This is a genomic window from Vibrio sp. Vb1755, assembly GCF_033338635.1.
Classification (GTDB): Bacteria; Pseudomonadota; Gammaproteobacteria; order Enterobacterales; family Vibrionaceae; genus Vibrio; species Vibrio alginolyticus.
Genome location: NZ_JAWOTA010000007.1, coordinates 149756 through 163156 on the forward strand (window position 1 = coordinate 149756; position 13401 = coordinate 163156).

Below are 13401 nucleotides of genomic sequence, written 5' to 3' on the forward strand. Positions count from 1 at the left end.
TTGGGTGGCTTATTTTTTATCTGATTTATTTTGGTTTCGTTCTCATTATCTTATGAGATGTGTTTCTCATTATTTTTAAAGCGATTTTTCTACTCTGCGGTTACCCTAGGGGCCGATTTTTATGAACTAAGGATGTTATATGTCTACCGAGGGTTTTTCTGTTTCGGAAATATGCCGAGAAGCGGCAGTGATGGTCAGAAGGCATCTACTCGCAATTGTTATTGCTTGTATTCCGTTGATTATCGTGCACTCAATTTTTGCTTTTATGTATCCTGAAATGACGGGGCAAGATCAAGCGAACGTTCAAGAAGGCAATGTCTCAGGATTTTATTTCGTCACAATTATTTTGTACCCACTTGTTGCCGCTATGGCGGCTGTGCGTGTGCATCGAATTTATTTAGTCGGTGATTACATGCACTCGGCGTTGGATGTATTTCGTTTGTCAGCTCGAGAATTCCGTTTCATAGGCTGGTGGATACTGTTTGGACTGATGATGATGCTCGTTATTGGTATCCCGATCTTTGTGTTGTCGTTTATTTACATTGCAGAAAGTGGTGAAGCCGACTTTGTTGCTATGGCTATTATCACAACGATTGCAAGCATTCCTGGCTATTGGGTAATGGCGCGATGGTCATTTGTGTTGCCAGCGACTGCAATGGATCATCAACCGCGCAGTTTGCGTCGTTCGTGGAACCAGAGCAGAGCATACAACAAACAAGTATTCATTTTGATGGGACTAATTCCATTGGGTGCGGGCTTGCTCAGTCAGCTGATCTTTAGCCACTTTACGAATCTCTTTATGTTGAGCCTCGTCGGTGTGGCCTATGGTATTTTTGGCGCATACCAGCTGGCATTGTTATCGTTGAGCTATAAAACGGTAGTGGATATCGAACGCGCTCGTTTTGATACGACATCACAGCCACCAAAAACGGGTGAAGAATTTTCCGCTTAACCCTTTGATCGTTTTTACATGCTACCTCCGTTTAGGAGACGGTCTGCGGCAGGTTGATACCTTCCTGCCGCCTTCGCGTTATTCACGCAAAATACCCATGCCCATTTCATGGCTGAATGACAGGGACATTCACACGTATACTCACAACAGTACTTCTTTTTATTAAGGAACCCTACATGTCCATTTGGCAACGGGTCAATTTCACCCATCGCTTTAGTCAATTACCGTCAGCGTTCTATACGTTGGTCGAGCCACAACCCTTGGACAACACTCGCTGGGTCGCTTGGAATGGTGAGTTTGCACAGCAGTTTGGTTTACCAGAAGAGCAAAACGATGAGTTATTGGCGGTTTTTTCTGGGCTAAGTGAATTCGAACAATTTCGTCCTCTTGCGATGAAATATGCAGGCCATCAGTTTGGCGTTTACAACCCAGATTTGGGCGATGGACGTGGATTACTGTTGGCAGAAATTGAGCATCAGGATGGTACTTGGTTTGATCTTCACCTCAAAGGTGCAGGGCTAACGCCTTACTCGCGAATGGGAGATGGGCGAGCGGTATTACGCTCAACTATCCGTGAGTACTTGTGCAGTGAAGCCATGGCGGGCCTTGGGGTTCCCACGACACGTGCTCTTGGTATGATGGTCAGTGATACACCTGTTTATCGAGAAAAAACGGAATCGGGCGCTTTGTTACTTCGAATGGCTGAAACCCATGTTCGATTCGGTCACTTTGAGCATTTCTTTTACACCAACCAGTTAGCAGAGCAGAAGCTGTTGGCGGATAAGGTGATTGAGTGGCACTTTGCTGATTGTGCATCGGCGGAGAAACCATATGCCGCGATGTTTGACGCCATCGTGACTAAAACAGCCGAGATGATCGCATATTGGCAAGCTTTTGGTTTTGCGCATGGTGTGATGAATACCGATAACATGTCAATTCTTGGGCAAACTTTTGATTATGGTCCGTTTGGCTTTCTTGATGATTATGAGCCGGGATACATTTGTAATCATTCAGACTACCAGGGTCGTTACGCATTTGATCAACAGCCTAGAATTGCGCTTTGGAACCTGTCAGCACTGGCGCATGCGCTATCGCCACTCGTTGAACGAGAAGATTTAGAATCGTCGTTGAGTCAATTTGAAGTTCATTTAAGCCAGCAGTTCAGCCGCCTCATGCGTGAGAAGTTGGGCTTAAAAACCAAGATAGCGGAAGATGGGCGTTTGTTTGAAGCTATGTTTGAGCTTCTTCACCAGAACAAAACGGACTACACTCGCTTCTTCAGAACGCTTTCAAACCTTGATAATGCGCCTTCCCAAGCCGTAATCGATTTATTTCTCGACCGAGAAGCTGCGCGAGCTTGGCTTGATCTGTACTTAGCTCGGTGTGAGCTAGAGGTTGATGAACTAGGGGGCCTGATTTCAACCGAACAGCGTTGCAAACAGATGCGTCAAGCCAATCCCAAATACATCTTGCGTAACTACTTGGCTCAGTTGGCGATTGATAAAGCGGAAGAAGGGGACTTTAGCGAATTACACCGATTGGCCGAACTGTTAAAACGCCCATTTGATGAGCAACCCGAGTTTGATGATTATGCGAAATTGCCGCCGGAATGGGGGAAGAAAATGGAGATAAGCTGTTCTTCATAAATGGGTCATTTCCCACCCATTTGTATCTTTTTCTTGGGTGGAATTCACTCGTTACACTTCGGATTCATGTTAATGGGCTATGTTAATTTATTGAAACACATATAAATTTTAACATGGTCCATTAATTGCTCTTTGTTGAACATCCGTACCCATCGCCTAACACCTAGTTACTCATGGACGGGATGGGATGTGATTCAACAAGGAGAATAATAATGTTTAAGCCTCTAACTCTACTATCTGTCTCTGCACTTGCTGTTACCAGTTTTAATGCTGCCGCAAATTGTGACCCGGGTGAAACGGTCATCAAGTTTAGCCATGTAACGAATGCGGACAAACACCCTAAAGGCATCGCGGCTTCGTTACTTGAAAAGCGCGTCAACGAAGAGATGAACGGTAAAGTCTGTATGCAGGTGTTTCCTAACTCAACACTTTATGATGATGACAAAGTGTTGGAAGCGCTACTGAATGGTGATGTTCAACTCGCTGCTCCTTCTCTTTCTAAGTTTGAGAAATTCACCAAGAAGTACCGCCTTTTCGATCTCCCTTTCTTGTTCGATGATGTCGACGCGGTTGACCGTTTCCAAAACTCGGAAGCGGGTGAAAAGCTGAAAAATTCAATGAAACGTCGTGGCCTACAAGGCATTGCGTTTTGGCATAACGGCATGAAGCAAATGTCAGCCAACAAGCCGCTCATTTCTCCAACTGATGCTGAAGGACTTAAGTTCCGTGTTCAAGCGTCTGATGTACTCGTTGCTCAGTTTGAGCAGCTAGGTGCTAACCCACAAAAAATGTCGTTCAAAGAAGTTTACGGCGGCTTGCAAACTAAGGTTATTGATGGTCAAGAAAATACTTGGTCAAACATTTACGGCAAAAAATTCTTCGAAGTTCAAGATGGCATTACGGAAACGAACCACGGAATTCTGGATTACTTAGTTGTGACGTCAAACGACTTCTGGAAAAACCTACCAGATGATCAGCGCGAGCAGTTAAACACCATTATTCAAGAGGTAACTGCTCAGCGTAATGCTGAGTCAACCAAAGTAAACCTTGCGAATAAGAACAATATCATCGAAGCCGGTGGTGTGGTTCGTACTCTAACGCCAGAACAGCGCCAAGAGTGGGTCACTGCACTTCAACCAGTATGGAAGAAGTTCGAAAAAGACATTGGTTCTGACCTAATCGAAGCCGCTTTGGCGTCTAACCAAAAATAATAACACCTAGCACATTTAGCCCTCTCAAACTGAGGGGGCTCTTTCCCCCTACAGACGACGTGATGTAATTATGGAACAGACTTTTTTTGCCAAGGCTGGACGAATCACTGATGCCATTGAAGAGACTTTGATTGCTTTCTTCTTGGGTGCCATGACCTTGCTGACCTTTGCCAATGTCATCTTTCGTTATGTCTTTAACGACAATATTCTTTGGGCGCTTGAGCTCACCGTTTTCATGTTCGCATGGATGGTGTTGGTTGGCGCATCTTATGGTGTGAAAAAACACTTTCATATTGGTGTCGATGTCATTATTAACATCGTTCCGGAAGGTAAACGAAAAGCCCTGGCGCTTTTTGCAGCAATGTGTTGCTTAGCCTTCTCTATTTTGCTGTTAATTGGCGCTTGGAACTACTGGTATCCGTTCGCTACTGACCGAGCGTGGTATGAAACGGACGATATTCCGATGCCTGAAATACTCCAGTTCATGGCCGACTGGCTAAATGAGGGAGAGCGTTATGAAAAGCTGCCACGTTTTATTCCTTACTTCGCTTTGCCACTTGGAATGGCGCTACTAACGTTTAGATTTGTTCAAGTCACGTGGCAAATCGCTACTGGTAAGCTCGATCGCTTGATTGCAGGACATGAAGCGGAGGAAGAGCTCGAATCTCTTAAAGCTGAGATGAGTGACGCTGAAGACGTAATGGCTCCAAAGGCCTCGCAAGACGCTAAAAACAAGGAGCAATAAGCCATGGATATCTTATTTCTATTTTTGATGGTAATTGGCTTTATGCTGGTTGGCGTGCCAATTGCTATTTCGCTGGGCCTTTCCAGTGTTCTTTTCCTTTTAATGCATTCGGATGCCTCTTTAGCGTCAGTCGCTCAAACGCTGTTTAATGCATTCGCGGGCCACTACACGCTATTGGCTATTCCATTCTTTATATTGGCTTCAAGCTTTATGTCGACGGGTGGCGTAGCAAAGCGGATCATTCGTTTCGCCATTGCCATTGTAGGCTGGTTCCGCGGCGGTTTGGCGATGGCTTCGGTTGTAGCGTGTATGATGTTTGCCGCGTTGTCAGGTTCCTCACCTGCAACGGTTGTTGCCATAGGTAGTATTGTTATCGCAGGCATGATCAAAAACGGTTACTCAAAAGAGTTTGCCTCTGGGGTAATTTGTAACGCAGGTACGCTAGGGATTTTGATCCCACCTTCGATTGTGATGGTGGTGTATGCAGCCGCAACGGATGTGTCAGTTGGACGTATGTTCCTTGGTGGTGTGATTCCCGGTTTGCTGGCGGGTGTCATGTTGATGATCGCGATTTACATTGCCGCGAGAATCAAGAACCTTCCAAAGCAACCTTTTGTCGGTTGGAAAGAAACTTTTGATGCCGCCAAGGATGCAAGCTGGGGCTTGTTGTTGGTCGTCATCATTCTTGGTGGTATCTATGGCGGTATCTTTACGCCGACAGAAGCCGCTGCGGTTGCTGCTGTGTACTCATTCTTTATTGCTAACTTTGTATACAAAGACATGGGGCCATTTGCAGACAAGAAAAACACTAAACCTGCGCTCGTTAAAATCTTCCAAACCTTTGTTCATAAAGACACCAAACACACCCTGTATGAAGCGGGCAAACTCACCATCATGCTGCTGTTCATCATTGCTAATGCCTTAATTTTGAAGCATGTTTTAACGGAAGAACGCATCCCGCAAATGATCACCGAGTCGATGCTCTCGGCTGGTCTCGGACCAATCACTTTCTTGATTGTGGTGAACGTCTTGTTGTTGATTGGTGGTCAGTTTATGGAGCCATCAGGCTTGTTGATCATTGTTGCGCCGCTCGTGTTCCCAATTGCCATTGCATTAGGCATAGACCCAATTCATTTGGGCATAATGATGGTGGTGAATATGGAGATAGGAATGATAACGCCGCCCGTGGGTCTTAACTTATTTGTGACCGCTGGTGTTGCCAAAATGTCGATGATGAACGTAGTGAAGGCAGCATTACCCTGGGTTGGAGTGATGTTCTTATTCCTAATTATCGTCACATATGTACCATGGGTTTCGACTTGGTTGCCTACTACCTTGATGGGGCCGGAGATCATTACCAAGTAATGGAAGCCAGAAAGTAGAAAGAGGTGTGAGAATTCACACCTCTTCGTCTATCGACTTGTAACAAGTTTTGCGCGGGTCTGAATTAATTCGACGTTCATAGTGTCGCCACCTCTTTTTATTTTTGCGACGCTCTTCACCGAATCTTCTCTCTTCTTGATAGCAACCGTCTACGAGCACGGTATCTGTAACAATCGGTATTCTCACTTTTTCGTTCATATCTATAACAACCATGATAAATCCGTTGTTAAAAATTATGATTCAAGTTGAATATAATGCCAGCTATTTGAACGTGTTTTATTTGTAAAGGTCTTTATTTATTTGGTAGCGCTGCATCTTGTCGTAAAGGGTTTTTCTTGGCACATTCAATTGGCACATTGTCTGTTTAATACTACCGTTGTTTTCTAATAAAGCGCCTTCAATGGCTGCTCTCTCAAACTCCGCCACTTGCTCTGCAAGGCTTGAGGAAGACTTAGCAACTGGGTTCGATTCTCCCAACTGAATTAACTTACCCAATAGCACAAAACGCTCTGCAGCATTTCTGAGTTCTCGAACATTGCCAGGCCAGTCATGGCTCATCAGTTGCGCTAGATCTTGGGGTGACAAGCTAGGTGAGCTTTTGCCATAACGTGAAGCTGCTACCAACAGAAAGTGGTGAAAGAGGGCGGGAATGTCTTCTTTTCGTTCGCGTAGTGGCGGGAGATCCAAGGTCACGACATTGAGCCGATAATAGAGGTCCTGACGGAAAGTACCTTCTTCAGCTGCGTGTTTTAAATCGACCTTTGTTGCGGCAATCACTCGAATATCTAAAGGCAATAATTCATTGGAACCGACACGCTCAATCACGCGCTCTTGTAATACCCTCAATAAACGAATTTGGGCTTGGATAGGCATCGACTCGATCTCATCCAAGAAAAGTGTGCCGCCTTGTGCAAACTCAAATTTACCGATACGACGGCTTTCGGCGCCAGTGAATGCGCCTTTTTCATGGCCGTAGAGTTCACTCTCAATTAAGTTCTCTGGAACCGCTCCACAATTTACGGCGACAAAGTTTTGGTTCCGGCGAGAGCTTTGCTCATGTAAAGAACGAGCGATTAACTCTTTCCCTGTACCGGTTTCACCAAACAATAAAATATCGGCGTCGGTATCGGCGATTTGGGTGATGGTCTCTCGTAATATTTGGATGCTAGAGGTTTCACCAATAACTCGTGGACCAAGGGTTTTACTGGCTTTAAGTGACAGGCGCAGTTTTTCATTTTCATTGGTTAGTTTGCGCTTCTCAATCGCCCGCTTAACCGTTTCAACCAAATGCTCTGGCGCAAAAGGTTTCTCAATAAAGTCGTAAGCGCCTTGATGAAGGGCTTGCACTGCCATGGAAATATCACCGTGTCCAGTGATCATGATGACGGGTAAGTTTGCATCGCGTTGAGTCAAAGTTGTTAGCATATCCATACCAGAAATGCCCGGTAAACAGATATCAGTGACCACGACGCCAGCTTCTTCTCCTTGCTGCATCGCTATTAAAGCCGATTCTGCATCCACAAAAAACTTGGCGTCGATATCCGCCAGTTCAAAGGTCTGTTCTATAGCGATTCTGAGATCGGCCTCATCATCAATAAAAAACACCTGACACATGATCTTATCCTTTTGATGGTTCAGTGTTGTAAGAAGTGATAGGTAAACACAATGAGAATCGAGCGCCGCCTTGTTCTCGATTATGGGCACATAATTTTCCATTCATACTGGCTAAGATTTGTTGCGAGATAGAGAGACCCAAACCTAAACCGTTCAGTTTAGTGGTTAGAAACGGCTCACATAAATCAGAAAGTGAGAAAGAGCCAAGTCCTGGGCCATTATCATCAACATGAATCCAAACTAAATCAGTGTGCTCATCGTGTTCTACAGATAATTCTACCTGTTTGTCTTGTTGTTCTTTGAGTGCTTCTATCGCATTAGTCAGTAAATTGACCAACACTTGCTCCAGTTGAATAATATTGATCTGCACTTCAACATCATGCTCTGGCAAATTTGTTTCTAACGTGACGCGCCCTGATTTAAATGCGGGCTTCATCAGTTCTTTTACAGAGGCTATCACAGGGAACAATCGAGATTGAGCCAACTCGTCACCACTGGTTTTTTTGGCGAAAGAGCGAAGTTGCTGACTGATATTTGCCATACGGTCAGTGAGAGCAGAAATGCGAGTGAGATTATCTTCCACTCGCTCATATTTTTCTTTTTTTAGAAACAGCTTGCCGTTCTCCGCAAAGCTACGAATTGCTGCAAGTGGATTATTCAGTTCATGGCTGATACTGGCCGACATTTGTCCTAACACCGCGAGTTTCGCTGCTTGCACCAATTCATCTTGAGTAACGCGTAAAGTTTGCTCGGTATCGATACGCTGTGCGATCTCCGCTTGCAACTCGGCAGTCCGTGCCATGACTTGATATTCCAACTTTTGATTTGCTTCTTGTTGAATTCGTTCAAGTTGCAAGTGACGCTGTTGACGGTGATAGATAAGCTGACCAATTAAAAACAAAACCATGAGTGCTAGAGTGAGTACAAAGATGTAACCCATGGTGAACCAAACGATCGACTGTTTAGGAGACAGCACACGAATTGTCAGTTTGAGTTCGGGAAGGGGCAGCGAAGAGACCACCAAGGTTCCTTTATTGTATGGGTAACCCTGTTTAAGCTCAGAATGCACCTCGTCCAAACTACCCACTAATCCAAGCGTTTCAATTGGCGCATCAAGATATTGTTGGCTTGCCCAAACTTGCTTTTTCTCTTTTTTTGTCAGTGGTTGTAAGCTTTTGAGTAGCCATTCACTTCGGCTACTCATGAAAACAATTCCGTATGGGTCGCTGGCGACAAAAACACTGTTTGGTTGCTGCCAGTTGTCCTCTATCTTACTTAGGTCCATCTTCACCACGACGACACCAAGTACACCGCCAGCGTATATGATGGGATAAGAATAGTAGTAGCCACGTTTACCAGATGTTGAGCCCAGTGCGTAGTATTGGCTTCTTTTGCCTACAATGGCTTGTTTGAAATAAGGGCGAAATGCAAAATTTCGCCCGATAAAGGAGCGCTGTTTACGCCAGTTGCTGGCCGCGATCGTTGTACCCCATTGATCGATTAAGTACGTATCCGCTGCTTCAATCACGCCATTAACGGATTCTAAATACCGATTAGTGATTTCCAGTTGCGCACTGTTGTTGGGGTGCAGAAGCGCTTGATAAAGTGGATCATCTTTAGCGAGAAGATTTGGGATATGGGCGTACTTATCGAGTTTATTTTTTATATGGCCAGAAAATTGCTCAAGCTGTGATTGGTGTTTATCAAGTAGAGATTGATAACTGGTCTGCCAAACCCAATGGCCACCGATAATTGCGCACAGGAAATAGAAAGCAAAAAATGTCAGCAGAATCCGTTTTTTTTGCGACATCCTTACACTCCTTACAACTTCCTTTGGTCACGTAAGAAAATGTTAATAGTTTGTAGGAAGGATTAGGGATTTAGTTTTCAACTCTGTGGAGTAAAACAAGAGCAAGATCTCTTTTTAGGCTTTTCGATAAAAAAACCGGTCGATTCTCTTGAAAAAGTCGCTATTGTCCCCATTCTAGATATGCTGGCGATGCTTAGACGGTGTCTGAATCGCATTTTTGAAGAAAAAATGGGTCAGCATTCGAGAATTTAGCGCAGACAATGTCCACATAGTGGCTATTGGCTCGACAGGGTTGCGACAGATCGCTAGAATGTCGCGTCTAAAAATTCTGTCCTGAGGCTAATAGGAGATACCTTTGGTTATTTTATCGAAGATATCACTGATTAGTCCGGTACTGACAACCAGTATCGATACTCGATTTTAAATTAGGTGTTCGGACAGAACACTACACAAGGATGAAGCGTAAGCTCCTCTGAGTTTCGCTCATACGCTCGGAAAACCGAGCCACTTTAGAGGTTTATATATAATGCAAGTTACTGTTGAAACGCTAGAGGGCCTAGAGCGCCGTCTAAACATTACTGTTCCAGCTGCAAACATCGAAGACGCTGTAACAGCTGAACTACGCAACATCGCTAAAAACCGTCGTTTCGATGGTTTCCGTAAGGGTAAAGTGCCTCTAAAAATGGTTGCTAAGATGTACGGCAAAGCAGTACGTCAAGACGTTCTTGGTGAAGTAATGCAACGCCACTTCATCGAAGCTATCGTTAAAGAGAAAATCAACCCAGCTGGCGCTCCAACTTTCGCTCCTGTAGAGAACAAAGAAGGTTCAGACCTAGTTTTCACTGCAACTTTTGAAGTTTACCCAGAAGTTGAGCTTAAAGGCCTAGAGAGCATCACTGTTGAAAAACCACTAACAGAAGTTAAAGATGCAGACGTAGAAGAGATGATCGATACTCTACGTAAGCAACAAGCAACTTGGGTTGAAGTTGAAGAAGCAGCAGAAGATGGCAAACGCGTAAGCATTGACTTCGTTGGCTCTATCGACGGTGAAGAGTTCGAAGGTGGTAAAGCTGAGAACTTCCCTCTAGAAATGGGTGCTGGTCGCATGATCCCTGGTTTCGAAGACGGTATCGCAGGTAAAACTGCTGGTATGGAATTCGACATCGACGTGACTTTCCCAGAAGATTACCACGCTGAAAACCTAAAAGGTAAAGCAGCTAAGTTCGCAATCAAAGTGAACAAAGTTGAAGCTCGTGAACTACCAGAACTAAACGACGAGTTCGTTGCTAAGTTCGGTGTTGTTGAAGGTGGTGTTGAAGCACTTAAAGCTGAAGTTCGTAAGAACATGGAACGCGAACTTAAGCAAGCTGTTAAGAACCGCATCAAAGAGCAAGCGATTGACGGTCTAGTTGAGCAAAACGACATCAACGTACCATCAGCGCTTATCGAGCAAGAAATCCAAGTTCTACGTCAACAAGCTGCACAACGCTTCGGTGGTAACCCAGAAGCTGCTGCTCAGCTTCCACGTGAACTGTTCGAAGAACAAGCTAAACGTCGCGTAGTTGTTGGTCTTCTACTAGGTGAAGTAATCAAATCTGAAGAGCTAAAAGCGGACGACGAGAAAGTTAAAGCGCTAATCGAAGAAATGGCTACTGCATACGAAGATCCATCAGAAGTTATTGCTTACTACGAGCAAAACGAAGAAATGATGAACAACATGCGCAACGTAGCTCTAGAAGAGCAAGCAATCGACGCGATCATCGCTAAAGCACAGGTTTCTGAGAAAGAAGTAGGCTTCAACGAGCTACTTAACCAACAACAACCTGCTGCTTAATAAGCAATATCTTGCGTAGAAGGTTGACTTAACGTTAACTATTCTGCTAACAATGGTCCGTATGATAGTCATCATCCGGGCCATTTATTTTAGGGACATAAGAATATGAGCTACCAAGAAAAAAATGCAATGTCGCCAATTATGGACGCGCTAGTACCAATGGTGGTTGAACAAACTTCCCGAGGCGAACGTTCTTACGACATCTACTCACGTCTGCTGAAAGAGCGCGTGATTTTTTTAACGGGTCAAGTGGAAGACCACATGGCAAACCTTGTCGTGGCTCAGCTACTTTTCCTAGAATCTGAAAATCCAGATAAAGATATTTTCCTATACATCAACTCACCAGGCGGCAGCGTAACAGCAGGTATGTCTATTTACGACACCATGCAGTTCATTAAGCCAAATGTGAGCACAGTATGTATGGGTCAAGCATGTTCAATGGGTGCCTTCCTGCTTGCAGGTGGTGCGCCAGGTAAGCGTTACGTACTGCCTAACTCTCGTGTAATGATCCACCAACCATTGGGTGGTTTCCAGGGTCAAGCTTCTGATATCCAAATCCATGCTCAGGAAATCCTGACGATTAAACAGAAGCTAAACAAGTTGTTAGCAGAACATACAGGCCAACCTCTTGAAGTCATTGAGCGCGATACTGATCGTGATAACTTCATGTCATCAGAGCAGGCTGTGGAATACGGTATCGTGGATGCAGTGTTAAGCCACCGTGGCGAGTAATTTGCCAGCGCATTTTGGCAAAAATTGATATACACTCATTCATGAAGAGTAAAGGCTAAGAGGTTAGCGAATGACAGATAAAAGCAAAGAAAGTGGCAGCGGTAAATTGCTGTACTGTTCTTTCTGCGGCAAAAGTCAGCACGAAGTTCGCAAGCTAATCGCAGGTCCGTCAGTGTACATTTGCGACGAGTGTGTCGACTTATGTAACGATATTATTCGCGAAGAAATCAAGGATGTTCTCCCTAAGAAAGAATCTGAAGCGTTACCAACGCCAAAACAGATCCGTGAACACCTTGATGACTATGTGATCGGGCAAGATTACGCGAAAAAAGTGCTCGCAGTTGCGGTATATAACCACTACAAGCGTTTACGCAATGGTGATACAACGAGCGAAGGTGTGGAGCTTGGTAAGAGTAACATCCTTCTAATTGGTCCTACAGGTAGCGGTAAAACACTACTTGCGGAGACATTAGCTCGATTCTTGGATGTGCCATTTACAATGGCAGACGCGACGACACTAACCGAAGCCGGTTACGTAGGTGAAGACGTTGAAAACATCATCCAAAAGCTTCTGCAAAAATGTGATTACGATGTAGCTAAAGCGGAACGCGGCATCGTTTACATTGATGAAATTGATAAGATTTCACGCAAAGCTGAAAACCCATCTATTACGCGTGACGTATCTGGTGAAGGTGTTCAGCAGGCGCTACTAAAACTTATCGAAGGTACGGTTGCATCGGTTCCACCTCAAGGTGGTCGTAAGCATCCTCAGCAAGAATTCCTACAAGTGGACACATCTAAGATCCTGTTCATTTGTGGTGGTGCTTTTGCTGGCTTAGACAAGGTGATTGAGCAGCGTGTTGCAACAGGTACAGGTATTGGCTTTGGTGCTGAAGTTCGTTCGAAGAATGAATCGAAGACGGTAGGTGAGCTATTTACTCAAGTTGAACCTGAAGACTTAGTGAAGTACGGCCTCATTCCAGAATTCATTGGTCGTCTACCTGTAACAACAACACTGACTGAGCTTGATGAAGAAGCGTTGATTCAGATCCTATGTGAACCGAAGAACGCACTGACCAAGCAATATGCAGCATTGTTTGAGCTAGAAAACGCCGAACTTGAATTCCGTGAAGATGCGCTGCGCGCTATCGCGAAAAAAGCAATGGAGCGTAAAACAGGTGCTCGTGGCTTACGCTCGATTCTTGAAGGCGTGCTACTTGAAACCATGTACGAATTACCATCTGCAACAGACGTTAGTAAAGTCGTGATTGATGAGTCCGTCATTAATGGCGAGTCAGAGCCACTGCTTATTTACAGTAACGCAGACAATCAGGCAGCTGGAGCAGAGTAAATTCAGCCATAATGAAAAAGGAGGTAAGTAATTACCTCCTTTTTTTATTTCTCTTATTGAATCCAAACAATTAGCCCCCATATACTGCCTTAAGTAATACGTTAAACGTGAAAGCGGAAGAGA

At 44.6% G+C, this 13401-nt stretch carries 11 protein-coding genes; 8 read left to right on the top strand and 3 right to left on the bottom strand.

Annotated elements, in window-relative coordinates:
- Nucleotides 1-139 precede the first annotated feature (139 nt).
- The 5 genes from R7E00_RS09190 to R7E00_RS09210 all read left to right on the top strand — a co-directional run bounded on the left by R7E00_RS09190 (nt 140) and on the right by R7E00_RS09210 (nt 5919).
- Nucleotides 140-952 (top strand): sugar transporter, encoded by an 813-nt coding sequence (locus tag R7E00_RS09190; RefSeq protein WP_262606287.1) that lies wholly within the window; start codon nt 140-142, stop codon nt 950-952.
- Between the two features lie 176 nt (nt 953-1128).
- Entirely contained in the window at nt 1129-2598 is a 1470-nt protein-coding gene (locus R7E00_RS09195; protein WP_053303268.1) for a protein adenylyltransferase SelO, read from the top strand.
- A gap of 212 nt (nt 2599-2810) precedes the next feature.
- Nucleotides 2811-3809, top strand: a complete 999-nt coding sequence (locus tag R7E00_RS09200; RefSeq protein ID WP_017634784.1) for a TRAP transporter substrate-binding protein — start codon at nt 2811-2813, stop codon at nt 3807-3809.
- 70 nt (nt 3810-3879) lie between these two features.
- On the top strand, nt 3880-4554 hold the full coding sequence (locus tag R7E00_RS09205; RefSeq protein ID WP_005384308.1) for a TRAP transporter small permease: 675 nt from the start codon (nt 3880-3882) through the stop codon (nt 4552-4554).
- 3 nt (nt 4555-4557) lie between these two features.
- The gene (locus R7E00_RS09210) at nt 4558-5919 is read left to right on the top strand and encodes a TRAP transporter large permease (protein ID WP_005382255.1); all 1362 of its coding nucleotides are present in this window, start codon (nt 4558-4560) and stop codon (nt 5917-5919) included.
- Nucleotides 5920-5952: 33 nt separating this feature from the next.
- On the opposite strand, the gene R7E00_RS09215 is transcribed toward R7E00_RS09210, so the two are convergent.
- The 3 genes from R7E00_RS09215 to R7E00_RS09225 form a co-directional block, all read right to left on the bottom strand.
- Entirely contained in the window at nt 5953-6135 is a 183-nt protein-coding gene (locus R7E00_RS09215; RefSeq protein ID WP_021034161.1) for a hypothetical protein, read from the bottom strand.
- Between the two features lie 78 nt (nt 6136-6213).
- Nucleotides 6214-7551, bottom strand: coding sequence for a sigma-54-dependent transcriptional regulator (locus tag R7E00_RS09220; RefSeq protein WP_005382254.1), 1338 nt, complete (start codon nt 7549-7551; stop codon nt 6214-6216).
- Nucleotides 7552-7555: 4 nt separating this feature from the next.
- Nucleotides 7556-9361: an ATP-binding protein gene (locus R7E00_RS09225; protein ID WP_206954011.1), complete on the bottom strand. Its 1806-nt coding sequence runs from the start codon at nt 9359-9361 to the stop codon at nt 7556-7558.
- A 526-nt stretch (nt 9362-9887) separates the two neighbouring features.
- Here R7E00_RS09225 and tig point away from each other — a divergent pair.
- The 3 genes from tig to clpX all read left to right on the top strand — a co-directional run bounded on the left by tig (nt 9888) and on the right by clpX (nt 13278).
- Complete coding sequence (tig, locus tag R7E00_RS09230) at nt 9888-11195, top strand: trigger factor (protein WP_005382251.1); 1308 nt, start codon at nt 9888-9890, stop codon at nt 11193-11195.
- Nucleotides 11196-11300: 105 nt separating this feature from the next.
- Entirely contained in the window at nt 11301-11927 is a 627-nt protein-coding gene (clpP, locus tag R7E00_RS09235; protein WP_005382347.1) for an ATP-dependent Clp endopeptidase proteolytic subunit ClpP, read from the top strand.
- Nucleotides 11928-11997: 70 nt separating this feature from the next.
- Complete coding sequence (clpX, locus tag R7E00_RS09240; RefSeq protein ID WP_005382345.1) at nt 11998-13278, top strand: ATP-dependent protease ATP-binding subunit ClpX; 1281 nt, start codon at nt 11998-12000, stop codon at nt 13276-13278.
- The last annotated feature ends 123 nt before the right edge of the window (nt 13279-13401 follow it).

Bases quoted from the DNA above. Each gene is read 5' to 3' on its own strand.
- R7E00_RS09190 (WP_262606287.1), top strand. From the start codon at position 140: ATGTCTACCGAGGGTTTTTCTGTTTCGGAAATATGCCGAGAAGCGGCA.
- R7E00_RS09195 (WP_053303268.1), top strand. From the start codon at position 1,129: ATGTCCATTTGGCAACGGGTCAATTTCACCCATCGCTTTAGTCAATTA.
- R7E00_RS09200 (WP_017634784.1), top strand. From the start codon at position 2,811: ATGTTTAAGCCTCTAACTCTACTATCTGTCTCTGCACTTGCTGTTACC.
- R7E00_RS09205 (WP_005384308.1), top strand. From the start codon at position 3,880: ATGGAACAGACTTTTTTTGCCAAGGCTGGACGAATCACTGATGCCATT.
- R7E00_RS09210 (WP_005382255.1), top strand. From the start codon at position 4,558: ATGGATATCTTATTTCTATTTTTGATGGTAATTGGCTTTATGCTGGTT.
- R7E00_RS09215 (WP_021034161.1), bottom strand. From the start codon at position 6,135: ATGAACGAAAAAGTGAGAATACCGATTGTTACAGATACCGTGCTCGTA.
- R7E00_RS09220 (WP_005382254.1), bottom strand. From the start codon at position 7,551: ATGTGTCAGGTGTTTTTTATTGATGATGAGGCCGATCTCAGAATCGCT.
- R7E00_RS09225 (WP_206954011.1), bottom strand. From the start codon at position 9,361: ATGTCGCAAAAAAAACGGATTCTGCTGACATTTTTTGCTTTCTATTTC.
- tig (WP_005382251.1), top strand. From the start codon at position 9,888: ATGCAAGTTACTGTTGAAACGCTAGAGGGCCTAGAGCGCCGTCTAAAC.
- clpP (WP_005382347.1), top strand. From the start codon at position 11,301: ATGAGCTACCAAGAAAAAAATGCAATGTCGCCAATTATGGACGCGCTA.
- clpX (WP_005382345.1), top strand. From the start codon at position 11,998: ATGACAGATAAAAGCAAAGAAAGTGGCAGCGGTAAATTGCTGTACTGT.